Annotated in this window: 22 protein-coding genes; 10 read left to right on the top strand and 12 right to left on the bottom strand. The window is 63.1% G+C overall.

Annotation, left to right across the window (positions count from 1 at the left end):
• Positions 1 to 21 precede the first annotated feature (21 nt).
• The 5 genes from accC (at position 22) to GWL_RS22070 (ending at position 5348) form a co-directional block, all read left to right on the top strand.
• On the top strand, positions 22 to 1401 hold the full coding sequence (gene accC / locus GWL_RS22090; RefSeq protein WP_008334670.1) for an acetyl-CoA carboxylase biotin carboxylase subunit: 1380 nt from the start codon (positions 22 to 24) through the stop codon (positions 1399 to 1401).
• A gap of 57 nt (positions 1402 to 1458) precedes the next feature.
• The gene (gene prmA, locus GWL_RS22085; RefSeq protein WP_008334669.1) at positions 1459 to 2373 is read left to right on the top strand and encodes a 50S ribosomal protein L11 methyltransferase; all 915 of its coding nucleotides are present in this window, start codon (positions 1459 to 1461) and stop codon (positions 2371 to 2373) included.
• A gap of 3 nt (positions 2374 to 2376) precedes the next feature.
• Complete coding sequence (locus tag GWL_RS22080; protein ID WP_008334668.1) at positions 2377 to 3648, top strand: DUF3426 domain-containing protein; 1272 nt, start codon at positions 2377 to 2379, stop codon at positions 3646 to 3648.
• 106 nt (positions 3649 to 3754) lie between these two features.
• Positions 3755 to 4690, top strand: coding sequence for a carbohydrate kinase family protein (locus tag GWL_RS22075; protein ID WP_008334666.1), 936 nt, complete (start codon positions 3755 to 3757; stop codon positions 4688 to 4690).
• A 64-nt stretch (positions 4691 to 4754) separates the two neighbouring features.
• Complete coding sequence (locus GWL_RS22070; RefSeq protein WP_008334665.1) at positions 4755 to 5348, top strand: peroxiredoxin; 594 nt, start codon at positions 4755 to 4757, stop codon at positions 5346 to 5348.
• Between the two features lie 82 nt (positions 5349 to 5430).
• Here GWL_RS22070 and GWL_RS22065 read toward each other — a convergent pair whose 3' ends face one another.
• From GWL_RS22065 to GWL_RS22020, 10 genes are all read right to left on the bottom strand, one after another.
• Positions 5431 to 5970 carry a YggT family protein gene (locus GWL_RS22065; protein ID WP_034351619.1) on the bottom strand — a complete coding sequence of 180 codons (540 nt, stop codon included), beginning with the start codon at positions 5968 to 5970 and terminating at the stop codon, positions 5431 to 5433.
• A 315-nt stretch (positions 5971 to 6285) separates the two neighbouring features.
• The gene (locus GWL_RS22060; RefSeq protein WP_008334655.1) at positions 6286 to 6996 is read right to left on the bottom strand and encodes a histone H1-like DNA-binding protein; all 711 of its coding nucleotides are present in this window, start codon (positions 6994 to 6996) and stop codon (positions 6286 to 6288) included.
• A 503-nt stretch (positions 6997 to 7499) separates the two neighbouring features.
• Complete coding sequence (locus tag GWL_RS22055; RefSeq protein WP_008334654.1) at positions 7500 to 8666, bottom strand: ribonucleotide-diphosphate reductase subunit beta; 1167 nt, start codon at positions 8664 to 8666, stop codon at positions 7500 to 7502.
• 211 nt (positions 8667 to 8877) lie between these two features.
• A complete protein-coding gene (locus GWL_RS22050) occupies positions 8878 to 11862 on the bottom strand; it encodes a ribonucleoside-diphosphate reductase subunit alpha (protein WP_008334653.1) in 2985 nt (994 codons plus the stop codon).
• A gap of 398 nt (positions 11863 to 12260) precedes the next feature.
• Positions 12261 to 12884 (bottom strand): 1,6-anhydro-N-acetylmuramyl-L-alanine amidase AmpD, encoded by a 624-nt coding sequence (gene ampD, locus GWL_RS22045; protein WP_008334652.1) that lies wholly within the window; start codon positions 12882 to 12884, stop codon positions 12261 to 12263.
• A 2-nt stretch (positions 12885 to 12886) separates the two neighbouring features.
• Positions 12887 to 13186 carry a PP0621 family protein gene (locus GWL_RS22040; RefSeq protein WP_008334650.1) on the bottom strand — a complete coding sequence of 100 codons (300 nt, stop codon included), beginning with the start codon at positions 13184 to 13186 and terminating at the stop codon, positions 12887 to 12889.
• Positions 13183 to 13995, bottom strand: a complete 813-nt coding sequence (locus tag GWL_RS22035) for an inner membrane protein YpjD (RefSeq protein WP_008334647.1) — start codon at positions 13993 to 13995, stop codon at positions 13183 to 13185. Before GWL_RS22035 ends, GWL_RS22040 begins: the two co-directional genes overlap by 4 nt.
• 136 nt (positions 13996 to 14131) lie before the next feature.
• Positions 14132 to 14953, bottom strand: coding sequence for an ABC transporter ATP-binding protein (locus tag GWL_RS22030; protein WP_008334645.1), 822 nt, complete (start codon positions 14951 to 14953; stop codon positions 14132 to 14134).
• 1 nt (position 14954) lies between these two features.
• Positions 14955 to 15776, bottom strand: coding sequence for an ABC transporter permease (locus GWL_RS22025; RefSeq protein ID WP_008334639.1), 822 nt, complete (start codon positions 15774 to 15776; stop codon positions 14955 to 14957).
• Between the two features lie 16 nt (positions 15777 to 15792).
• Entirely contained in the window at positions 15793 to 16758 is a 966-nt protein-coding gene (locus GWL_RS22020; RefSeq protein ID WP_008334633.1) for an ABC transporter substrate-binding protein, read from the bottom strand.
• Positions 16759 to 17077: 319 nt separating this feature from the next.
• Here GWL_RS22020 and ffh point away from each other — a divergent pair, with 319 nt between their 5' ends.
• The 3 genes from ffh (at position 17078) to GWL_RS22000 (ending at position 20100) form a co-directional block, all read left to right on the top strand.
• Complete coding sequence (ffh, locus tag GWL_RS22015) at positions 17078 to 18448, top strand: signal recognition particle protein (RefSeq protein WP_008334631.1); 1371 nt, start codon at positions 17078 to 17080, stop codon at positions 18446 to 18448.
• Between the two features lie 418 nt (positions 18449 to 18866).
• The gene (locus tag GWL_RS23170; protein ID WP_008334630.1) at positions 18867 to 19343 is read left to right on the top strand and encodes an SWIB/MDM2 domain-containing protein; all 477 of its coding nucleotides are present in this window, start codon (positions 18867 to 18869) and stop codon (positions 19341 to 19343) included.
• A gap of 331 nt (positions 19344 to 19674) precedes the next feature.
• On the top strand, positions 19675 to 20100 hold the full coding sequence (locus tag GWL_RS22000; RefSeq protein ID WP_034351616.1) for a hypothetical protein: 426 nt from the start codon (positions 19675 to 19677) through the stop codon (positions 20098 to 20100).
• 71 nt (positions 20101 to 20171) lie between these two features.
• On the opposite strand, the gene GWL_RS21995 is transcribed toward GWL_RS22000, so the two are convergent.
• Positions 20172 to 21899, bottom strand: a complete 1728-nt coding sequence (locus GWL_RS21995) for a proline--tRNA ligase (protein ID WP_008334628.1) — start codon at positions 21897 to 21899, stop codon at positions 20172 to 20174.
• A 226-nt stretch (positions 21900 to 22125) separates the two neighbouring features.
• On the opposite strand from GWL_RS21995, the gene GWL_RS21990 reads away from it, so the two are divergent.
• Both GWL_RS21990 and GWL_RS21985 read left to right on the top strand, forming a co-directional pair.
• Positions 22126 to 22716, top strand: a complete 591-nt coding sequence (locus GWL_RS21990) for an RNA pyrophosphohydrolase (RefSeq protein WP_008334627.1) — start codon at positions 22126 to 22128, stop codon at positions 22714 to 22716.
• Between the two features lie 5 nt (positions 22717 to 22721).
• A complete protein-coding gene (locus tag GWL_RS21985; RefSeq protein WP_008334625.1) occupies positions 22722 to 23300 on the top strand; it encodes a CNP1-like family protein in 579 nt (192 codons plus the stop codon).
• 144 nt (positions 23301 to 23444) lie between these two features.
• Here the strand turns inward: GWL_RS21985 and proB are convergent, their stop codons facing one another.
• Complete coding sequence (proB, locus tag GWL_RS21980) at positions 23445 to 24563, bottom strand: glutamate 5-kinase (RefSeq protein ID WP_008334624.1); 1119 nt, start codon at positions 24561 to 24563, stop codon at positions 23445 to 23447.
• Positions 24564 to 24663 lie beyond the last annotated feature (100 nt).

Raw genomic sequence — 24663 nt, 5'->3', positions numbered from 1 at the left:
TGGCGACGCCTCATTCCTGTTATGTTTGAAAAAATCCTCATCGCCAACCGTGGCGAAATTGCCCTGCGTATCCAGCGCGCCTGCCGCGAACTGGGCATCAAGACCGTGGTCGTGCACTCCGAGGCCGACCGCGAGGCCAAGTACGTGAAGCTGGCCGATGAGTCGGTCTGCATCGGCCCGGCCCCGTCCACACTGTCCTACCTGAACATGCCGGCCATCATCAGCGCCGCTGAAGTCACGGACGCCCAGGCGATCCACCCCGGCTACGGCTTCCTGTCGGAAAATGCCGATTTCGCCGAGCGCGTGGAACAGTCCGGCTTCGTCTTCATCGGTCCGCGCGCGGAAAACATCCGCATGATGGGCGACAAGGTCTCGGCCAAGCAGGCCATGATCCGTGCCGGCGTACCCTGCGTGCCGGGTTCGGAAGGGGCACTGCCGGACAATCCCAAGGAAATCGTCCAGATCGCCCGCAAGATCGGCTATCCGGTCATCATCAAGGCTGCCGGCGGCGGCGGCGGTCGTGGCATGCGCGTGGTGCATACCGAAGCCGCGCTGATCAATGCCGTGACCATGACCAAGACCGAAGCCGGTGCCGCCTTCGGCAATCCGGAAGTCTATATGGAGAAGTATCTGGAAAATCCGCGCCACGTGGAAATCCAGATCCTGGCCGACGAGCACAAGCAGGCCATCTGGCTGGGCGAGCGCGACTGCTCCATGCAGCGCCGCCACCAGAAGGTGATCGAGGAGGCTCCGGCACCGGGCATCCCGCGCAAGATCATCGAGAAGATCGGCGAACGCTGCGCCGAAGCCTGCCGCAAGATGAACTATCGTGGCGCTGGTACCTTCGAGTTCCTGTATGAAAATGAAGAGTTCTACTTCATCGAGATGAACACCCGCGTGCAGGTGGAACACCCGGTGACCGAGATGATCACCGGTGTGGACATCGTGCAGGAACAGATCCGCATTGCCGCCGGCGAAAAACTGCGTTACCGCCAGCGCGAAATCGAACTGAAGGGGCATGCCATCGAGTGCCGCATCAACGCCGAGGATCCGTTCAAGTTCATCCCCTCGCCGGGCCGCATCACGGCGTGGCACGTGCCGGGTGGTCCTGGCATCCGCGTGGATTCGCATGCCTATTCAGGTTATTTCGTGCCGCCCAACTATGACTCCATGGTCGGCAAGGTGATCGCCTATGGCGCCACCCGCGAACAGGCCATCCGCCGCATGCAGATCGCGCTGTCGGAAATGGTGGTGGAAGGCATTTCGACCAACATCCCGCTGCACCGCGAACTGATGGTCGATGCGCGTTTCTTCGAAGGCGGAACCAATATCCATTATCTGGAACATAAGTTGTCGGAACGCCCGACGGCGCCGGAAGCGGACAAGTCCCTCAAGAAGTAAATCGCAGCACATCAGCAACAACGCAACGCAAGAGCAAAGGCAAAGGTAGAGGCAAGCATGGCTTGGGTAGAAATCGTCATCGAAGTGGCGCGCGAACAGGCGGAGGCATTGTCCGACGCCCTGATGGACTCTGGCGCCCTGTCGGTGTCGGTGGAAGATGCCGATGAAGGGACGGACGCCGAGCGTCCGCTCTTCGGCGAACCCGGCATGGAGCCGGAAACGGCCGCCTGGGATCGCAGCCGCGTGGTGGCCTTGGCCGGCAAGGATGCCGACCACGCCACCATCGTCATGGATGCGGCCAAGGCCATCGGCCTGGACTATGCCCTGCCCTTTGCCACCCGCAGCGTGGAAGAGCAGGACTGGGTGCGCCTGACGCAATCCCAGTTCGAGCCCATCCACATCGGCCAACGTATCTGGGTCGTGCCCAGCTGGCACGAAGCCCCCGCCGATCCGGATGCCCTGGTGCTGGAACTGGATCCGGGCCTGGCCTTTGGCACCGGCAGCCATCCGACCACGCGGCTTTGCATGGAGTGGCTGGAAGCCAATGCCACGCAAGCCCGCACGCTGCTGGACTACGGCTGCGGCTCGGGCATCCTGGCGCTGGTCGCCGCCAAGATCGGCGTACCCCAGGTGATCGGGGTGGACATCGATCCGCAGGCGCTGGAGTCGGCCCAGCACAATACCGCACGCAATCATTGCAGCGCCGCTTATTACCTGCCCGAACCCTTCGCCGAAGCCCATCCGGAAGGGGAACGCTTCGACGTGGTGGTGGCCAACATCCTGGCCGGTCCCCTGCAACTGATGGCGCCGATGCTGGCTGGCCGCGTGCGCGCCGGTGGCTCGCTGGTGCTGTCGGGCGTGCTGGATCGCCAGGCGCAGGAAGTCATCGCCACCTATGCTCCCTACATCGCCCTGACCGTGTGGGCTGAACATGAAGGCTGGGTGGCCCTGGCGGGCCGCCTGCCGGAGTAATCCATGGCGCTGGCGACCCAGTGTCCGCACTGCCTGACCATCTTCAGGGTCGCCAGCGACCAGCTCAAACTGCGCGGCGGACTGGTCCGCTGCGGCAACTGCCGCCAGGTCTTCAACGGTAACGAATTCCTGGTCGAGGCCAGCGTGGCCGACGGTCATTACCAGCCGGCGCCGGGCAGCAAGGCCCAGGCCGGCATGAGCACGCCGCCCCCATCGCCCCCCGCACCGGCGGCAGCCCCCAGTGGCCCCGCCAACAGCCCCTATGAACAATCTGGCGCGCCGCTTGCCGCGCAGCCGGTTCCTGTCGCGCCCGCCGCGCAGACGTCCGTTCCAGAGGTGAACGTTCCTGCTGCACAGCCCACTGCGCCCGTCGCTGCCTTGGCGGCCGCGCCTGCGGCCATCCCGGTCATCGCCGAGCCCAAGGTCTTCCGCTCGCCCGCCAGCCCTGGCTACCTTCCCGACCTCGGAGCAAGCTTCAAGCCTGCCGCGTCGGCCGCAGAGATCCCCGCGGATGACCAGACCGCCCGCCCGACGACACCGCCCGAGCCAGCCCCGGACAGCGCCGCCCTGCTGCGCCGCTCGTCTGCCGACGCCGAGGAGATTGTCGCGCCGCCCGAGGTGGCGGCCGTCTTCCGCATCGATGATGAACCCGTGTTGCACGAGGTGGCGCAGTCCGAGGAGGCATTCTCCGCCCTTGACGAACCGTCAGGGCAAGAACAGGACGACGCGCAAGACGACGAGCCCGCCGCCGAGCCCGGCTTCGTCAGGCGCGCTGAGCGCCGCGCGCGCATCAGCCAGGTCATGAAGATGGTGATGATGGTGCTGGCCGGCGTGATGGTGCCGGTGCTGCTGCTGCAATCGCTTTATTACTGGCGCAATCCGCTGGCCGCGGCGGTGCCGCAACTGCGCCCCATGCTCAACGGCATGTGCGTGGCCTTGCATTGCACCGTCGGCCTGCCCACCGAGATCGACCGGCTCTCGCTGGAATCCAACGAACTGCAGGTGGTGCCGCCCAACCAGAACGTGTATGCGCTCTCGCTGGTGATGCGCAATCGCGGCATCAGCGCCCAGGCCTGGCCGCATATCGAGCTCACGCTCAACAATGACGACGAAAAGGCCGTGGTGCGCCGCGTCTTCCGTCCGCGTGACTATCTGGCCGACCCGGGCCAGGCCGACAGCGGCATCGGCCCCGAGAGCGAACAGCAGATCAGGATCAACTTCGAGCTCAAGGATGCGCTGGTCTCGGGCTATCGCATCTATCTCTTCTATCCCTGATCGTCACCGCCCTGCCTGAACACGAAACGACTTGCGTCAGGTTCGGACTGCACGCCGCTTTTCTTCTACAATGCGGCATCATTCACTCACAAGTCCCGACCACCCCATGAGCTCCCTGATCTGCGGTTCCCTCGCTTACGACAACATCATGCAGTACGAGGGCCGCTTCGCCGAAGCCCTGCTGGCCGACCAGTTGCACAAGGTCAACGTCTCTTTCCTGGTGCCGACCATGCGCCGCGAATTCGGCGGCTGTGCCGGCAACATCGCCTACAACCTCAAGCTGCTGGGCGGTGAGCCCATCGTGATGGCCACTGTTGGCCTGGACAGCGCGCCCTACATGGAGCGCTTTGCGGCGCTGGGCATCTCCACGCAATGCGTGCGCCAGATCGAGTCTTCCTTCACGGCCCAGTGCTTCATCACCACCGATGCCGACAGCAACCAGATCACCGCCTTCCACCCCGGCGCCATGACCTGGTCGCACGAGAACAAGGTGGCCGATGCCGGCCCGGTCAAGTTCGCCATCGTCGCCCCGGATGGCCGCGACGGCATGCTGCAGCATGCCCAGCAGGCCGCCGAGCTGAACATCCCGCTGATCTTCGATCCGGGCCAGGGCATGCCGATGTTCGATGGCAACGACCTCAAGAACTTCATCGACCTGGCCACCCACGTGGCCGTCAACGATTACGAAGCCGAGCTGCTGACCGCGCGCACCGGACTGTCGCTGGCACAGATCGCCGAGCGCGTCACGGCCCTGGTGGTCACGCGCGGTGAACTGGGTGCGGACATCTTCGTGGACGGCAAGCAATATGCCATCCCCTGCGTACCGGCCGACCGGATCGCCGATCCGACCGGTTGCGGCGATGCCTTCCGCGCCGGCATGCTGTTCGGCCTGACCGAAGGCTACGACTGGGAAACCACGGGACGCCTGGCCAGCCTGATGGGCTCCATCAAGATCGCTTCGCAGGGACCGCAGAACCACGCACCGTCCAGGGCCGAGATCGAGGAGCGTTTCCACCAGGCCTTCGGTTATCGTTTCGGCTGATGTGCCTGCCTGCCGGCACGACACTGCGTGAGGCCGGCAGCATGACCCACCAAGGAGATCGACCATGCTGAGCCCTTCCTCGTTTGCCATGACCGCCGGTGCTGCCGCCCGCCTGCGCCGCTGGTGCGGTGCCTCCCTGCTGGTGGGGGCGGCCCTGTGTTCGCAGGCCGCGCTGGCGGCACTCAAACCCGGGGACAAGGCGCCCGAGTTCTCGGCCCCGAGTTCACTGGGCGGACAGGTTTCGACCTTCACGCTCTCGGAGGCGCTCAAGAAAGGTCCGGTGGTGCTGTACTTCTACCCGGCCGCCTTCACCTCCGGCTGCACCATCGAAGCCCATCTCTTCGCCGAGGCCGTGGACCGCTACAAGGCCCTGGGGGCAACCGTCATCGGCGTGTCGGGCGACAATATCGAGACCCTCAACAAGTTCTCCGTCAGTGAATGCCGCAGCAAGTTCGCCGTGGCTGCCGATGTCGACAAGAAGATCATGAAGGCTTATGACGCCCAGTTCCTCAAGGTGACCGGCTATGCCAGCCGCACCTCCTACGTCATCACGCCGGACCATGCGATCCTCTACGAGTACACCGACATGAATCCGGAGAAGCATGTGGAGAACACCATGCAGGCGCTGGAGCAATGGTCGGCCAGGCAGAAGCGCTGACCGCAGAAGAGCAGGCAGACAGCAAAAGAGCCGGACGATGTCCGGCTCTTTTTGCGTGTGGGGAGAAGCCCCGGCAGTGCGCTCAGAACATCCCGAAGAGCAGGCCGCTGACCACCCGCACCGCGATCTGCAACAGGATCAGCAGCACCAGGGGGGACAGGTCGACGCCTCCGAGCGGCGGGATGATTCGGCGCAGCGGACGCAGCAGGGGATCGTTCAGGGCGCCCACGAAGGGCGCCAGCGGCGCGTGCGGGTTGACCCAGCTGAAGACGGCCTCGATGATCAGCGTGGCCATGAAGCCATAGCAGATCCATTCAAAGAAGCGCTCCAGCGCTACCAGGAAGATGAGTTTGAAGTCGAAGCCCGACTGCAGGCCCAGGATGGCGATGATGGACAGCAGCACGATGAGGAAGGCCCCCACCAGGCTGGCCCAGTCGTAACCGCCGCCCGGCATCACCCGTCGCAGCGGACGCACCAGCCAGTCCGAGAGCTGGTAGACGAACTGTCCCACCGGTTGCGGCGGACGCACGCGCACCACCTGCATCCAGAAACGCAGCAGCATGACACCGGCCAGGATGCTGGCGACGGCGTTGACGATCATCGTGAAAATACTAAGCAGCACAGGGATCTCCATCAGTGAGAGGCAGGGCACATACTAGAGGGCAAGCAGCGGCGGCGCAATCGCCAGCGGCACCTTGCGTCACGCGCTGCCGTAGTGCGCAGACAAACCGGGGCGCCGCGTGCGAGCATACCCGAGCTTTCATATATTGTGCCATTGCGACGAATTGCCAGAGCAATCCAGCGCATCAAATCGCCATCACCGGCGCAGAGTGAGCGCCGTGGCCGCGGATCGGCCGGGCATAAAAAAACCGCTGCATGGCGCAATGCCACACAGCGGCCTTCAGTCTGAGGGGATCAGACTAGACGCGCGCCGATCTTACGGACGGCCAGCGCCGGTCGGGAACGGCCATGCAGCGGCCGGGTTCAGCACGGTCTTGGCGGCCGGTGCTGCGGCTGCCGGCTTGGCGGCTGCCTTCTTCGGAGCGGCGGCCTTCTTGGCGGCTGCCTTCGGTGCTGCAGCTGCCTTGGGCGCTGCGGCCTTCGGAGCGGCTACCTTCTTGGCGGCTGCCTTGGGAGCGGCCTTCGGTGCTGCAACCTTCTTGGCGGCTGCCTTCGGCGCTGCAACCTTCTTGGCTGCTGCCTTCGGTGCTGCGACCTTCTTGGCTGCTGCCTTCGGTGCTGCGACCTTCTTGGCTGCTGCCTTCGGTGCTGCGACCTTCTTGGCGGCGGCCTTCGGTGCTGCAACCTTCTTGGCGGCTGCCTTCGGTGCTGCAACCTTCTTCGCTGCGGCTGCCTTCGGTGCTGCGGTCTTCTTCGCTGCTGCCTTCGGTGCTGCAACCTTCTTCGCTGCGGCTGCCTTCGGCGCTGCGGTCTTCTTTGCAGCTGCCTTCGGCGCTGCAACCTTCTTCGCTGCTGCCTTCGGAGCGGCTGCCTTCTTCACGGCTGCCGGCTTGGCGGCGGCCTTGGCCACGGTCTTCTTGGCGGCTGCGGCCTTGGGCGCGGCTACCTTCTTGGTGGTTTCCTTGGCGGCTGCCGCCTTCTTTGCCGCCGGCTTCTTCGCCGCGGTCTTCTTTGCTGCTGTTGCCATTTTGTTTCTCCTTCTTCACGTGAATGGAAAAAATCAAGCTTGATATAAGCAACCCGCACGCGACATCGCGATGACGCGGGCGAGCTATTCATCGGCACAAGCCGCCTGTGGCTTGCGCTAATGAATTCGGCACCAGCTGAACTGCTGCATCCCCTCACCTATGCAGCGCTTCAGCTATCTTGGCGACGCCCCTCCGGTAGTGCCCGCGCAATGGCGCAGGAAGATGCGACTACGGGAGCAGGCGCGACACCAAAAAAAACGCCAGCGTGTTCAAACGCTAGCGTCGGAATCGCGTTCCTGAAAAACCTTGGTGTTTTTCAAAGGAAAAGCCGCCTGACCCGACAAGATGGGGTTAAGCGGCGATAACAGAGAAGATTGATTCGGTCTCTGACTGTTCATTAATTTGGCGTAGGCCTTTTCCGTTTCAGCAGCCGGGTATCTTGCAAGCTACCCGACTGCTGTTGTGCATCATGTCTCGATGAAGAGAACTTCGAGACTGCACATCATTCCCAACTCAGTGCGCCCCCGGTTTGGTATTCGATGACGCGGGTCTCAAAGAAGTTGCGCTCCTTCTTCAAGTCGATCATCTCGCTCATCCACGGGAACGGATTTTCTTCTTGTGCGAACAGCGGGTCCAATCCGATTTGCTGTGCGCGGCGGTTTGCGATGAATCGCAGGTAGCCCTTGAACATGGTAGCGTTCAACCCGAGCACGCCTCGCGGCATTGTATCCTCTGCGTAACGATATTCCAACTCCACCGCGCGTAAAAACAACGATTTGATTTCGTCGCGGAACTCAGGCGTCCACAGGTGCGGGTTCTCCATCTTCACGGTGTTGATCAGGTCGATACCGAAGTTGCAGTGCATCGATTCGTCACGCAGGATGTACTGGTACTGCTCGGCCGCACCCATCATCTTGTTCTGGCGACCCAGCGCCAGGATCTGCGTGAAGCCCACGTAGAAGAACAGTCCCTCCATGATGCAGGCGAAGACGATCAGGGACTTCAACAGCTTCTGGTCATTCTCCATCGTGCCGGTCTTGAACTCGGGATCGGTCAGCGTATCGATGAAGGGAATGAGGAACTCGTCCTTGTCGCGGATCGACGCGACCTCGTGATACGCATTGAAGATCTCGGCTTCATCCAGGCCCAGCGATTCAACGATGTACTGGTAGGCGTGGGTGTGGATCGCCTCTTCAAACGCCTGGCGCAGCAGGTACTGGCGGCACTCCGGCGCGGTGATGTGGCGATAGGTGCCCAGCACGATGTTGTTGGCCGCCAGCGAGTCGGCGGTGACGAAGAAGCCCAGGTTGCGCTTGACCAGACGGCGTTCGTCTTCGGTCAGGCCGTTGGGGTTCTTCCACAGCTCGATGTCGCGCTGCATGTTGATCTCTTGCGGCATCCAGTGGTTGGCGCAGCCGGCCAGGTACTTGTCCCAGGCCCACTTGTACTTGAAGGGCACCAGCTGGTTGACGTCGGTGTGGCCGTTGATGATGCGCTTGTCGGCGGCATTGACGCGACGGGTGGTGTCGACCTGCTCGCTGTTGCCGGCCATCAGCGCCGGGTTCAGCGCGGCGTTGGCCTGACCAAAGGCCGGTTGCAGTTGCGGCTGCAGGTTGGGGGTACGCGGCGCCTGGGGCGCTTGCTTGACTTCATCATCCCAAGAAAGCATCTGTGGTTCCTCTTTACTTTATCGGTCGCTGCCGGCGAGGTCGGATGACCGTGGCGCGGCGGGTATCTATCAGGTGACAACGGCGCATCCGGTGAAGTTCACCGCGATGCGCCGGCTAGGGTGGGTGGGACATCAGACAGTGGTGCTGCCGTCATCTTGGATGACCTTGATCATCCTCATCAGCAGGCCGCCCGGGCCCCACCCGGATTGCTTACTGGCAGGCTTCGCACTCTTCGAAGCCCGGATCGCCCGGACGCATGGTGCAGACCGGACCGTCGGCTTCGATGGAAGTACCCGGGTTCGGCATCACATAGGCAGCCGATGCCGCGGCGGCCGAGGCGATGGGCGCAGCGGGAACCGCATTGCCCGAGGCCGAGGCCATGCTGCCGGCACCGCCATCGACAGCCACTGCGTTCAGTGCGCCCGCACGGGAAGTGGACTTCTCGGTGTGGGTGGCGCCGATGGTGCGCAGGTAGTAGGTGGTCTTCAGACCGCGCAGCCATGCCAGCTTGTAGGTCTCGTCCAGGCGCTTGCCGGAGGCACCGGCCATGTAGATGTTCAGCGACTGGGCCTGGTCGATCCACTTCTGGCGACGCGAGGCGGCTTCCACCAGCCAGGACGGATCGACTTCGAAGGCGGTGGCGTAGATGTCGCGCAGGTCTTGCGGGATGCGGTCGATCTTGGCCAGGCTGCCGTCGAAATACTTGAGGTCGGCGACCATGACTTCGTCCCACAGGCCACGGGCCTTCAGGTCACGCACCAGGTACTCGTTGATTTCGGTGAACTCACCCGACAGGTTCGACTTCACGTACAGGTTCTGGTAAGTCGGCTCGATGCAGGCGGACACGCCGATGATGTTGGAGATGGTCGCCGTCGGCGCAATGGCCACGCAGTTCGAGTTGCGCATGCCGTGTTCGGCGATGCGCGCACGCAGGGCGGCCCAGTCCAGGGTCTCGGTGGTGTCGGTTTCCAGGTAGCCGCCGCGCTCTTGCGCCAGCAGCTTCAGGGAATCCTGCGGCAGGATGCCGCGATCCCACAGCGAACCGCGGTAGGAAGCGTAACGGCCGCGCTCTTCAGCCAGTTCGGTCGAGGCCATGTAGGCGTAGTAGCAGACGGCTTCCATGGAGCGGTCGGCGAATTCGACGGCGTCCATCGAGGCGTACGGCACGCGCTTGATGTGCAGGCAGTCCTGGAAGCCCATGATGCCCATGCCCACCGGACGGTGGCGCAGGTTGGAATCACGTGCCTTCTTGACGGCGTAGTAGTTGATGTCGATGACGTTGTCCAGCATGCGCATGGCGGTGCGGATGGTCTTTTGCAGCTTGGCATGGTCCAGCTCGCCATTGACCAGGTGCGCCGGCAGGTTCACCGAACCCAGGTTGCAGACCGCGATCTCGCTCTCGTTGGTGTTCAGGGTGATCTCGGTGCACAGGTTGGAGCTGTGCACCACGCCCACGTGTTGCTGGGGCGAGCGGATGTTGCAGGGATCCTTGAAGGTGATCCACGGGTGGCCGGTTTCGAACAGCATCGACAGCATCTTGCGCCACAGGTCGTTGGCTTGCACCTTCTTGAAGAGCTTCAGCTCGCCACGAGCAGCCTTGGCTTCATAGGCGGTGTAGGCTTCTTCGAAGGCACGGCCGAACTTGTCGTGCAGGTCCGGGGTGTCGGAGGGCGAGAACAGGGTCCACTCGCCCTTTTCCATCACACGCTTCATGAACAGGTCGGGAATCCAGTTCGCGGTGTTCATGTCGTGGGTGCGGCGGCGGTCGTCGCCGGTGTTCTTGCGCAGTTCGAGGAATTCCTCGATGTCCATGTGCCAGGTTTCCAGGTAGGCGCACACTGCGCCCTTGCGCTTGCCGCCCTGGTTGACCGCCACGGCGGTATCGTTGACCACCTTCAGGAAGGGGACCACGCCTTGCGACTTGCCGTTGGTGCCCTTGATGTGGGCGCCCAGGGCGCGCACCGGGGTCCAGTCATTGCCCAGGCCGCCGGCGAACTTGGCCAGCAGGGCGTTTTCCTTGATGGCTTCGTAGATGCCGTCGAGGTCGTCGGCCACCGTGGTCAGGTAGCACGAGGACAGCTGCGAACGCTGGGTACCCGAGTTGAACAGGGTCGGGGTCGAGCTCATGAAGTCGAACGAGGACAGCAGGTCGTAGAACTCGATGGCGCGGGTTTCGCGGTCGATTTCGTTCAGTGCCAGGCCCATCGCCACGCGCATGTAGAACGCCTGGGGCATCTCGATGCGGGTGCCGCCGATGTGCAGGAAATAACGGTCATACAGGGTCTGCAGGCCGATGTAGCCGAACTGCAGGTCGCGCTCGGGCTTGAGCGCAGCAGCCAGCTTGGCCAGGTCGAACTGGGCCAGCTTGGTGTCGAGCAGCTCGGCGTCGATCCCCTTCTTGATGTATTGCGGGAAGTATTCCAGGTATTCGGCGGGCGCATCGGCCTGAGCCACTTCCTTGCCGAAGACTTCCTTGCGGATGGTGTGCATCAGCAGGCGCGAAGTCACCTGGCTATACGCAGGGTCCTTCTCCATCAGCGCGCGGGCAGCCAGGATGGCGGACTTGTACAGCTCTTCGACGGGCACACCGTCGTACAGGTTCTTGACGGTCTCGGCCAGGATGGCTTCGGCGTCCACGTGCGCGTCCAGACCGACGCAGGCGGCGGCGATCAGGGAGCGCACTTCATTGATGTCCAGCGGACGGCTCTGGCCATCTTCCGTCACGTGCAGCTGCGGTGCGGCCACTTCGGTCTTGGTGGCGGCACCTTGCTGGGCGCGCTCTTCCATGCGCTTGGCACGGTAGAGCACGTAGGCACGGGCGACGTCATGCTCGCCCGAACGCATCAGGGCCAGCTCGACCTGGTCCTGGATGTCTTCGATATGGAAGGTGCCACCGGTGGGCTGACGACGCACCAGCGCCGACACCACGTTGGTGGTCAGTTGCTCGACCATCTCGCGCACGCGCGCCGAGGCGGCACCCTGGCCACCGTTGACGGCCAGGAAGGCCTTGGTCACGGCGATGGAAATCTTGGAGGGCTCGAAACCGACCACGGCGCCATTGCGGCGGATGATGCGGTACTCGCCCAGGCCTGCGGTCTGGGACACGATGGACTGGCCTTCGGCGGAGCCTTCCAGCTCGGCGGACGTGCCAAACGGGGCGGGCGATTTGACGGACATTTCTTGGGTTGAGCGCACTTAGCCTCCTGGGGTACATGGGACAGGCGGCCGGGGGTTGCCGCCTGCGTTGCTAATAACTACATCGGAACCGTACTGCACGGACCGGCGAACGACAGAAGCGCCCCACAATGACTGTCCCTTGCGTGGACATTCATGCTGACGCAAAACTGCTTGAAACTGATGTGTGGAACGGATTTAAAAGAAGGAGAACCGGGGGCGTTGTCGTACTTGGTTACTGCCTCGCGGGTCTGGTACCTTCTGAAGCACTGCCTGGAACGGGCCTGCTGTGGGTGCAGACCCGAATACAACAATAAGTTCAACTGAGCACTACATCTAGTATCAAAACATCGATTGGGACTAATTCTAGTAGCGGGTCCGGGCAGATGCAACCGCTATTTCGAGAATTTTTCTGCCGTTCAAGCTTGACTTTTGTGAAGGCCAAGAGGGAAGCGCAATTGCGCCGTATTCATTATTTCCGCCATTTTGTTGTGATAGCCTGCCCAGTCGAAGAAGGGGCCCGGATCGGTCTTGCGCACCGGCGCGATGTGCTCGTGACCGGTCACGGCGCTCAGGCCGTAGCGTCTTGCCAGCGCCTGGGATAGTGCCACCAGGGCCGTATACTGGGCCTCGGTGAAGGGCTCGAAGTCGGTCCCTTCCAGTTCGATGCCGATGGAAAAGTCATTGCAGCGCTCTCGCCCCTCGAAGCTGGACACGCCCGCGTGCCAGGCACGACGATGCGCGGCTACGAACTGCACCACCTCGCCATCGCGACGGATCAGGAAGTGGGCCGAGACCCGCAACGAACGCAACTGGTCGAAATAGGGATGGGCGTCGAAGTCGAGCCGATTGCAGAACAGATCGGCGATGTAGGGGCCACCGAACTCACCGGGCGGCAGGCTGATGTTGTGGATCACCAGCAGCTCGGCGGCCACGCCCTCGGGACGCTCGTCGCAGTTGGGCGAGGCTTCGCGGCGGGCGTGATCGCACCAGCCGTCGCCATCGATGATCCAGGCGTCGCGCTCGGACGGGGTGGTGTCCATGCTCAGAAGGAAGCCAGGCGGCGATGCTCTTCGCAGCAGTAGTGCGCGCCGGAGGCATGCACCACCGCCTCGGAGGACGGGAAATGGATGCCGCAATGGGCGCACTGCACCATGGTCTCGACATTGCTGTCGCCACGGCGGCGGAAACGCGAAGGTTTGGGGCGCGGCATGCCAGGCTCGGGCTCGCCTGCGTTGGCATTGCGCTCGGCGGCAGGGTCGCTGCCGGCCAGCATGGATTTCTTGGCGCGCTGGAGCCACACCACCACGGCCAGCAGCACGACCAGCCAGATCAGATATTTCATGTCAGAACCCGATGCAGCACGACTTCAAGCACGAACCGGCTGCCCACATAAGCCAATAAAAGAATGGCGAAACCGGCCAGCGTAAAGCTCAGCGCGGTCCGCCCCCGCCATCCCTGCCAGCGACGGCCGGCCAGGAGCAGGCCGAACAGCAGCCAGGACAGCATGGTGAAGATCGTCTTGTGGTCCCACTTCAATGGTGTCCCGAACAACTGCTCGGAAAAGACGACACCCGACAATACCGTCAGCGTCAGCAAGCTGAAGCCGAAGGCGATCAGGCGAAACAGCAGTTTTTCCATGGTCAAGAGCGCCGGCAGGCGATCCAGCGCCAGTCCGAACCAGCTGGACTGCGCCGCCGGACCGGGGCGGGTATGCAGGCGCGACTCCTGCAGCACCATCAGCACGGCATGGAAGGCGGCGATGGTGAGCGTGCTGTAGGCCAGGATGGAGACGGCGATATGCGCCAGGAACCAGTCGGACTTGCCGGCCAGCGCCACCATGTTGCCGGGGAAGATGCTGGGCAGCACCACCGCCACGGCGGCCACCGGCAGCACCAGCACGCGCATGCTGTCTAGCGAGAAATTGCGATTTTCCAGCCAGTAGGCCGCCACCGAAATCCACAGCGTGGACGACAGCATGACCGCAAAGCCCACCCGCAGCGCTTCCGGCGCGAACATGTCCGACAGCAGCGCCCCGCCATGCAGCACCCAGCCGACCACGATGCCCGCCGAAATCGGCACGCGCCGCTGCGAAGGCATGAAGGCGCAGCCCAGATAGAGCAGCGCAGCCAGGATGAAAAAATAAGTTTGCATCACCCGAGTTTACACTATCTCGGCGCCCCGCCCGCTTGCGCCGGGTCAGCCCGCAGGCGAATCGTCCCCGCCAAAAGCGACACGGCAGGGCGTGCCTGCCGTGTCGGTAGCGGCATTGCCGCAGAACGAAACCGCCTCAGTCGACGGCGGCCGACTTCATCTCCGCGTTGTGATGGCGCTGCTGCTCCTCCATCACCAGCTGACCCAGTTCGCGCTTCAAGGCATTGAACTCGGGATCGGCCGGATCGCGCAGGCGCGGCAGGTTCACCAGCATGTCGCGCTTGACCGTCCCGGGCCGGTAGGTCATGACCACGATGCGGTCGGCCAGGTAGATGGCTTCCTCGATGCTGTGGGTGACGAAGACGATGGTCTTCCTGAACTCGTCCCAGATGCGCAGCAACTCGTCCTGCAGGTTGCGGCGGGTCAGGGCATCGAGGGCGCCAAAGGGCTCGTCCATGAGCATGATGGGCGAATCCAGCGCCAGCACCCGGGCAATGGCCACGCGCTGGCGCATGCCGCCCGAGAGGTCCTTGGGGAAGCGGGTGCGGAAGTCGATCAGGCCCAGCTTGTCCAGCAGTTGCGTGACGCGCTGGTGGATCTCGGCCTTGGGCCGGCCCTTGATCTCCAGCCCGAAGGCCACGTTCTGCTCCACCGTCATCCAGGGGAAGAGCGCATATTCCTGAAACACCATGCCACGGTCCGGCCCCGGCTCGCTGACCACCTTGTCGTCGGCGAGGATCTGGCCCGACGACGGCAGGGCGAAGCCGGCGATGGCGTTCAACAGCGTCGACTTGCCGCAACCGGAGGGGCCGAGCAGGCAGACGAACTGGCCATCGGGGATGTCCAGGTTGATGTCCTTGAGGGCCACGACCTCGCGGTCATCGGTCTTGAAGACCTTCTGCACGCCCTGTATACGAATACGGGGCAAGGCATTGGCCTGATTGATTGCCTGGTTCATCTCAGTTCTCCAGTCCGCGATGCCAGCGCAGCATGTAATTGTTGAGGCGGCTCATGCCCAGGTCGATCGCCAGGCCCAAGAGGCCGATGGTGATCATGCCGGCGATGATCTTGTCCGACCAGAAATACTCGCGCGCCTCCATGATGCGGAAACCCAGGCCATTGCTCACCGCAATCATCTCGGCCACGATCACCACGATGAAGGCGGTCCCGATGCCGATGCGCACCCCCGAGAGGATGTAGGGCACCGCCGCCGGCAGCATCACCCGCAGAAACAGCGTGGACTGGCTCGCCCCCAGGTTGCGGGCGGCGCGCAGGTAGATGCTGTCGACCTGGCGCACCCCGGCGATGGTGTTCATCAGCACCGGGAAGAAGGCCCCCAGCGCAATCAGGAACAGCGCCGGCGGATTGCCCAGCCCGAACCAGAGGATGGCCAGCGGAATGTAGGCAATCGGCGGAATCGGACGGATCACCTGGACGGTCAGATTCATCAGCCCGTAAATGCGCTGACTGGAACCCATCAGCAAGCCCAGCGGCAGGGCCAGCCCGGCACCGATCAGGAAACCGGCCACCACCCGGTACAGGCTGCCGATGGCATCCATGATCAGTTCGCCCGAGAAGGCCCAGGCCAGCCAGCTGCCCTCCTGCGGGTCATAGGGTTTCAGGGGGGTGGCGTATTCCACCCATTTCTTGAGCACCGCCCAGGGCGAAGGCAGGATCTGCGGATTGATCCAGCCTGCCCGTGACGCCCCCTCCCACAGGGCAATCACGAGGATCGGCACCAGCAGCCCCTGCAGGAAGCTGCCCTTGTTTTGCTTTGCCATGCGAGATTCCCCCGGCTTACTTCAGGTTCATGCTCTTCTTGGCCTGCTCCAGCAGATCGGTCCTGACCCAATCCTTGGCCACGGGCGGCTTGGCCATCTTGCCGGTGCCATACTTGGCCATGGTGTCGGTCGTCACCTGGATGTGCTCGGGGGTGATGTCGTAGGCGTAGGGGGAATTGCCGATGGCGTCATAGAAGTCTTCCTTGGTGATCTGGTTCTTGAAGATCACTTCCCGCACGTACTTCTCGGCCACTTCCGGCTTGTCGATGAAGGTCTTGGTCGCCTCCAGGAAGCAGCGCATGAACTTCTCGGCCAGTGGACGCTTCTCGGTATAGAACTTTTCCGTCATCACCATGGTGCGGTAGGGCTCGCCGATGGGGGTGTCGTAGGGCTTCATCACTTCCACCCCGAAGCCCTTGTTGATGGCCTGCGAGGATTGCGGCTCGCTCTGCATCATGGCGTCGATGTTCTTGCCCAGCAGGGCCTGGTTCAGGTCGGCAAAGGCCAGGTAGACGATGGTCACATCCTTGGGCGACAGGCCGTTCTGGCCCAGTTCCGCGTCCAGCAGCACTTCATGGATGCCGCCACGGGTCACGCCGACCTTCTTGCCCTTGAGGTCCTTGACCGACTTGATGCCCGAATCCTTGCCCGCCACCAGGCGCGCGCCGCCCTTGGCGAAACCGGCCACCACATAGATCGGCGCACCGTTGGCGCGTCCCGAGATGGCAGCTTCCGACGCGGTCGTGCCCACATCCAGCTCCCCGGCCAGAATGCCCTGCATCACGTCCGGCCCCTTGGCGAAGACCTTCTCGTCGACCTTGATGCCGCATTTGGGAGCGATCTCCTTGATATAGGACACCGCGCCATAGTGGGCGAACTTCAGGTTGCCCAGACGAATCACGTCATCGGCGGCATGGCTGGCGGCCGAGAAGCCGGCACTTGCCAGCAGGGCCAGGGCGATCCATTGCTTTTGCTTTTGCATTTCCACTCTCCTCTTGTGTGTATCGTTGTTGATACTGCGCGCCGGCGCCAGCAGTGCGGGGCCGGCAGTCTCTCTGGCGTTGGCCCCTGCTGCGTGGCAGGGGACCTTGGTTGTTCTGTGCGCTTGGAAATTCAGCGCCCATGTATACACAAAGAGCGCGGGCTGTACAAGCTGTTAATTTTACGTATCCCCCCCATCTGGGCCGCACGCGCCGGCGGGGGCGCAGCAGGTCTGATCGGTTAGAATGCAGGATTGCCCGCCGCCGCGCCTGCCCGTTTCGTCCCGGCCTGCGGCCATCCACCTATTTGCAGATATCACCATGCTAGACAACCTGACCCAACGCCTCGCCAAAGTCGTCAAAACCATGCGCGGCGAGGCGCGACTGACCGAATCCAATACCGCCGAGATGCTGCGCGAAGTGCGCCTGGCCCTGCTGGAGGCCGACGTGGCCCTGCCGGCCGTGCGCGAATTCATCGCCAAGGTGAAGGAAAAAGCCATGGGCGAAGAGGTCATCGGCTCCCTCACCCCCGGCCAGGCGCTGGTGGGCGTGGTCCAGCGCGAGCTGGCCAGCCTGATGGGTGCCGACCTCGGGGCCGAAGCCTCGCAACTGAACTTTGCGACCCAGCCGCCCGCCATCATCCTGATGGCCGGCTTGCAGGGTGCCGGTAAAACCACCACCGTCGGCAAGCTCGCCAAGTACCTGCGCGAGAACAAGAAGAAAAAGGTGCTGACCGTCTCCGCCGACGTCTACCGCCCGGCCGCCATCGGCCAGCTGCAGACCGTGACCGGGCAGGCCGGTGCCGACTTCTTCCCCAGCCAGCCGACCGACAAGCCGGTCGACATCGCCCTGGCCGCACTGGATTACGCCAGGAAGCACCACCACGAAGTCCTGATCGTGGACACCGCCGGCCGTCTGGGCATCGACCAGGCCATGATGGATGAAATCCGCGCCGTGCACGCCGCCATCAAGCCCATCGAAACCCTGTTCGTGGTCGACGCCATGCTGGGCCAGGACGCCATCAACACCGCCAAGGCCTTCAACGATGCCCTGCCGCTGACCGGCGTGGTGCTCACCAAGCTGGACGGCGACTCGCGCGGCGGCGCTGCGCTGTCGGTGCGCCACATCACCGGCAAGCCCATCAAGTTCGCCGGTGTGGCCGAAAAGCTCGATGGCCTGGAAGCCTTCGATCCCTCGCGCATGGCCAACCGCATCCTCGGCATGGGCGACATCCTGGCGCTGGTGGAAGAGGCGCGCAAGGGTGTGGACATGGAAGCCGCGCAGGATCTGGCGCACAAGATCAAGGGTGGCGGCAAGTTCGACCTCAATGACTTCAAGGCGCAGCTGTCGCAGATGAAGAAGATGGGCGGCCTCACCAGCCTGCTGGACAAGCTGCCGGCCCAGATGCAGGCCGCTGCCGGCAACGCCAACATGGACCAGGCCGAAAAGCAGGTGCGCCGCATGGAAGGCATCATCAACGCCATGACCCCGCAGGAGCGCGCCAAGCCGGAACTGATCAAGGCCACCCGCAAGCGCCGCATCGCCGCCGGTGCCGGGGTGCAGGTGCAGGAAGTCAACCGCATGCTGTCCCAGTTCGAGCAGATGCAATCGATGATGAAAAAGCTCAAGGGCGGCGGCATGATGAAGATGATGCGCGGCATGAAGGGCATGCTGCCCGGCGGCATGCGCTGACGGCATCGGCCGCAAAGCCTTGCTGGAAAAGGCTTTGCGCATCTTCTGCAAGATTTCCGGCGGCACCTCTGCCGCCGCAGTCCCGCCCCCCCTTCGCTATTACCCCCCCCGTTTTCCTGGCCTGGCCCGGCGCTCGCGGATGCGATTTTCTGCCCGCTTGCGACTCATGAAAACATGCCCTTCTTTCATCGCTTTGGCATCGCCTTCGCAGTCCCGAAAGCACCCCTTTCCCGGACGCCGGTGATCCGCCGCGATCCCTTTACCGGCGCGGCTTGACGGCGGATCGGGGCGGCTCGTTGTTTCCTGGCGCATTCGCAGGAAAATCCACTAAAAAATACTTGCGTGGCCGTGCAAACAGCACCACTATTAGCGGTGCGTAAATGACGCATTCATCTCATTCTTGTGAGGAGTCTTTCCGATGGCCACAGCAAAAAAAGCAGCAGCCGCAGTAAAGAAGCCAGCAGCAAAACCCGCCGCCAAGCCGGCCGCCAAAGCAGCCGCCAAGCCTGCTGCCAAGGCAGCCCCCAAGGCCGCAGCGAAACCGGCCGCCAAGGCAGCGCCGAAAGCCGCACCGAAGGCAGCCCCCAAGGCAGCCGCTCCCAAGAAAGCCGCAGCAAAGCCCGCCGCCAAGCCCGCAGCAAAACGTACTCCCAATGCCGCCTTCATGAAGCCGCTGACCCCATCGGCAGCCCTGGGCGAAGTGGTCGGCGCCAAGCCGCTGCCGCGCACCGAGGTGACCAAGAAGGTGTGGGAATACATCAAGAAGCACAAGCTGCAAAACGCCGAAAACAAGCGCAACATCGATGCCGATGACAAGCTCAAGGCAATCTTCGGCGGCAAGAAGCAAGTCACGATGTTCGAAATGACCAAGCTGATCTCGGCTCACCTGAGCTGATCGACGCCCGCGGTTTGCAAGCGACTTGCAAACAAAAACGCCCGCAGAAGCCATGCGGGCGTTTTTGTTTCCGGATGTTTCAGGCGCAGTCGGGTTTTCCTCTTGTCTGACGGTCCTTGCGGCGCTTCTCTGATGGCGGCCCGGCCTGCAAGCGCCTATCATGGCGGTTCTGCGTGATGGGGCAGAGGCCGCAAAGCCTGGTAACAAACTTTCCCGATCATATGGCTTCCCGCAGAACTGAATAAAAGAACCGAAAACCGTCAACCGGGTCTACCCCTGTGCCATCCACTGATGAGCCTGGACGCTCATGACCAAGAGAAAGGAAATGACCATGCCAAACCAAACCGCGCCCAACGCATCCCTGCGCCACCAACTGCTGCGCTCGGCCAGCGCCCTCGTGATCGGCCTGGCGGCGCTGGGCGGCGCCTCGCACGTATTTGCCGCCGGCAAGGCCGGCAAGGCCGGCAATTCGGAATACCAGCAACAGATCGCCGCCTGCAAGAGCGGTGCTTCCACCGAGGACCGCGCCACCTGCCTGCGTGAAGCCGGCGCCGCCCAGCAAGCCGCCGCACGCGGCACGCTGACCGACCCGAGCCCGGCGCAACTGAAGGAAAACGCCCTGCGTCGCTGCGAAGGCCTGCCGCAGTCGGATCGCATTGATTGCGAAAAACGCGTCAATGGCCAGGGCAGCAGCGAAGGTAGCGTCGCCTCGGGCGGTATCCTGCGCGAGACCGTGACCATCGTACCGGCCAGGTAAGCCGATCCCTCCCCAAAAACAAAGGCGGACGCCCATGGCGCCCGCCTTTGTCATTGCTACCTGTGGAAAGATCAGGCGGCCAGCTTGCCCCGGATGAAGGCCAGCGCCTCGGCCAGCGGCACTTGGGTCGCTTCGGTATCACGACGCCCCTGGTATTCGACGTTGCCATCCTTGAGGCCACGGTCGCCCACCACGATGCGATGCGGCACGCCGATCAGCTCCCAGTCTGCAAACATCGCGCCCGGGCGTTCGCCACGGTCGTCCAGCACCACGTCCACACCAGCTTCGGTCAGTTGCGCATAGAGCTTGTCGATCTCGGTCTTGACAGCTTCGCTGCGGTCATAGCCCATGGGGCAGAGCACCACTTCGAAGGGCGCAATCGAGGTCGGCCAGATGATGCCGCGATCATCGAAGTTCTGCTCGATGGCCGCGCCCAGGATACGGGTGACGCCAATGCCGTAGCAGCCCATCACCAGCGGTTGCGGCTTGCCGGATTCATCCAGGTAGGTTGCCTTCATCGCTTCCGAATACGTGGTGCCCAGCTGGAACACGTGGCCCACTTCGATGCCGCGCTGGATCGCCAGCACACCACGGCCGTCCGGCGAGGCATCGCCTTCGACGACGTTGCGGATGTCGGCCACCAGCGGCTCGGGCAGGTCGCGGCCCCAGTTGGCGCCGGTATAGTGGAAATCGGCTTCGTTGGCACCGCAGACGAAATCGGCCATGTTGGCGACCGTGCGGTCAGCGACGACCTTGACCGGCTTCTTGGTCCCGATCGGACCCAGGTAGCCCGGCGGCGTGCCGAACCATTCGACGATCTCGGCTTCGTTGGCGAAGCGGTAGGTGGACAGACCCGGGATCTTGCTGGCCTTCACTTCGTTGAGCTCATGGTCGCCACGCAAGAGCAGCAGCCAGATTTCCTTCTTGGCCGGGTCTTCGTTGTCCACCGCCAGCACGATGGACTTGACGGTACGCGCCAGCGGCAGGCCCAGCAGCTCGGCCACGGCTTCGCATTTGGACTTGCCTGGTGTGGCGGTCTTTTCCAGCGCCTGGGTAGCGGCACCACGGGAGCCGTCCACCGGCAGCGCTTCGGCCGCTTCCATGTTGGCGGCGTAGTCGGAGGTGGGGCAATACACCAGCGCGTCTTCACCGGTGGCGGCGATGACGTGGAATTCGTGCGAACCGGAACCGCCGATGGCACCGTTGTCGGCTGCCACGGCGCGGAACTCCAGGCCGAAGCGGGTGAAGATGCGCACGTAGGCGTCATACATGGCCTGGTAGGACTTCTTCAAGCCATCGAGATCGCGGTCGAAGGAGTAGGCATCCTTCATCGTGAATTCACGGCCGCGCATGAGGCCGAAACGCGGACGACGCTCGTCGCGGAACTTGGTCTGGATGTGATAGAAGTTGACCGGCAATTGCTTGTAGCTGCGCAGCTCGGTGCGGGCCACATCGGTGACCACTTCTTCCGAGGTCGGCTGGATGGCGAAGTCGCGGCCATGGCGATCCTTCACGCGCATGAGCTCGGCGCCCATCTTGTTCCAGCGGCCGGTTTCCTGCCACAGCTCGGCTGGCTGCACGACCGGCATCAGGAGCTCGACGGCACCGGCGCGGTTCATTTCCTCGCGCACGATGGCCTCGACCTTGCGGATCACGCGCAGCCCCATCGGCATGTAGGTGTAGATGCCGGCGCCCAGACGCTTGATCATGCCGGCGCGCATCATCAGCTTGTGGCTCACGATTTCAGCGTCGGAAGGGGCTTCTTTCAGGGTGGAAATAAAAAAACGTGAGGCGCGCATGACGGTCGGTTCTTTTTAAAAAGAGGAGGGTTATAATCATTCCAATTTTAAAGGATTAGCTGGCTGATGCGCCCTTTCTTTGCAGATTTGCTCCCAGTTTCAATGACATCCGTGCATCGATGTGATTGCTCCTGACCCGCCTGGCGTACCGGTTTTCCGTGTATGCCCGCAGTCGCACGAGCCTGCCTGAAAGGGACTTCCAGCCGCAGAAAGTTTGAGGATCACCATGCTGGATCGAGAAGGCTTCCGCCCGAACGTCGGCATCATCCTGCTCAACGCCAATAACGAGGTGTGGTGGGGCAAGCGCGTACGCGAGCACTCCTGGCAATTCCCGCAAGGCGGCATCAAGCACGGCGAGACCCCCGAACAGGCGATGTTCCGGGAACTGGAAGAAGAGATCGGCCTGCGTGCCGAGCACGTCAAGATCATCGGCCGCACCCGTGACTGGCTGCGCTACGAAGTCCCCGACCATTTCATCAAGCGCGAAGTGCGCGGCCATTACCGCGGCCAGAAACAGATCTGGTTCCTGCTGCGCATGGTCGGGCGCGATTGCGATGTCAACCTGCGCGGCACCTCGCATCCGGAGTTCGATGCCTGGCGCTGGCATGACTACTGGGTGCCGCTGGACGTGGTCATCGAATTCAAACGCGAGGTCTACCAGCAGGCACTGCAGGAATTGTCGCGCTTCCTGAACCGGCCGGCGCACGGCCAGCGTCGCGCCGAGCAAGCCGGACGCCTTGCGCATCCCCACAAAAATCCGGGCCAGGCCGCCACAGGCCAGTCCTGCAACGGCGCGAGCACGCCCGAAACCAAGTGAGTTCCATGCCCTCTTCCCAGCACGCTGACACCCAACGTTCCCCGTTCACCCTGCGCAGCCTGCGCCGCGCCGTCCTCGCCTGCTCGCTGCTGGCGGTCTGCGCCAGCACGCTGGCGCAGAGCTTCGATGAAGAATTCGACGACGAGGAGAAGCCCTGGCAGGAAATCGCCGTGCATCTGCCTCCCACACCGCAGGCGAAGAACCTGGCCGAGTTCTACCTCAGCCCGCAAGCCACCATGAAGGCCTATGTCGACCTGAACTCGGTCTCCATCGGTACCGACAAGGTGGTGCGCTATACGGTCGTGACCAAGACCGAAGGCGGTGCGGTGAACGTGATCTACGAAGGCATGCGCTGCGAGACCTGGGAAAAGAAGACCTACGCCTTCGGCCACCCGGATGGCACATGGTCACGCTCGCGCCGCGACAAATGGCAGCCGATTCGCGATATTGGCGTCAATCGCATCGACGGTGCGCTGTTCAGGGATTATTTCTGCGAAGGCAAGATGATTGCCGACAACGAGAACCTCAGCAGCATCCTCAGCCGCCTGAAGTCCCAGACCCGCCTCGATCCGGTGCGTCGCTGATTGCCTCAAGGAGCCCGGACCGGGCAACAAAAAACGCGGCCTCGGCCGCGTTTTTCTTTACATCATTTACATCATTTATATCGTATAAATGATTTATACGATAGGCGATGAATCATCCATCCGATGCAGATCGGCGCGGCGCCGTCACAGCAACACCAGGTTGTCCCGATGCACCAGTTCCGGTTCCTCGACGAAGCCCAGGATGGCCTGGATCTCGGCAGATGGATGGCGGATGATGCGGCGCGCATCCGAGCTGTTGTAGTTGCTCATGCCACGGGCGATGGCGCGACCGCTCTCGTCCACGCAGGTGATCACATCGCCCCGGCCAAACTCGCCCGACACTTCCACCACACCGATGGGCAGCAGGGACTTGCCCTCCAGGCTCAGCTTCTGCACCGCACCGGCATCGAGCACCACACGACCGGCGGTCTTGAGGTGGTCAGCCATCCATTGCTTGCGCGCGGTCAGTTGCGCGGTCTCGGCATTGAGCTGGGTGCCGATGGCTTCACCGGCCGCCAGGCGCGTCAAGACCTGCTCTTCACGGCCCCAGGCGATCACGGTATGGGCGCCGGAGGTGGCGGCGCGCTTGGCCGCCAGAATCTTGGTCAGCATGCCGCCACGGCCGATGCCGGTACCGGTACCGCCTGCGATCAGCTCCAGCGACGGATCGCCGGCACGCGCTTCGGAAATGAGGGTGGCCGTCGGATCCTTGCGCGGATCAGCCGTGAACAGGCCCGGCTGGTCGGTGAGGATGATGAGCGCTTCGGCTTCGATCAGGTTGGCCACCAGCGCACCCAGGGTGTCGTTGTCTCCGAACTTGATTTCATCGGTGACCACCGTGTCATTCTCGTTGATGACCGGCACCACCCCCAGTTGCAACAGGGCGAACAGGGTGGAGCGGGCATTGAGGTAGCGTTCGCGGTCGGCCAGGTCGGCGTGGGTCAGCAGCACCTGAGCAGTGTGCAGGTCATGCTTGCGGAAACTCGTTTCGTAGATCTGCGCCAGGCCCATCTGCCCGACGGCGGCGCAAGCCTGCAGGTGATGGATGCCGGTCGGGCGCTTGTCGAAGCCCAGACGCTGCATGCCTTCGGCGACCGCGCCGGAGCTGACCAGCACCACTTCCTTGCCGAGCGCGCGCAGTTGTGCGATCTGTTCGGCCCAGCGGGCGATGGCGTTAGCGTCCAGGCCCTTGCCATCATTGGTGACCAGGGAAGAGCCAACCTTGATGATGAGTCGCTTGGCGCGTTGAATGACCGATTGCATAGTGTTCCGGGTTCTGATTCTTCTGGGAGCGGGAGGAAATTCCGACAGGCAGAGATGATAGCCCGAACCGCCCCCGCGCGCAGCCCCGGCAGGGGCTACG

It is taken from the genome of Herbaspirillum sp. GW103 (genome assembly GCF_000261365.1).
Lineage (GTDB): Bacteria > Pseudomonadota > Gammaproteobacteria > Burkholderiales > Burkholderiaceae_D > Herbaspirillum.
This window is presented reverse-complemented; position numbering and strand designations above follow the sequence as displayed.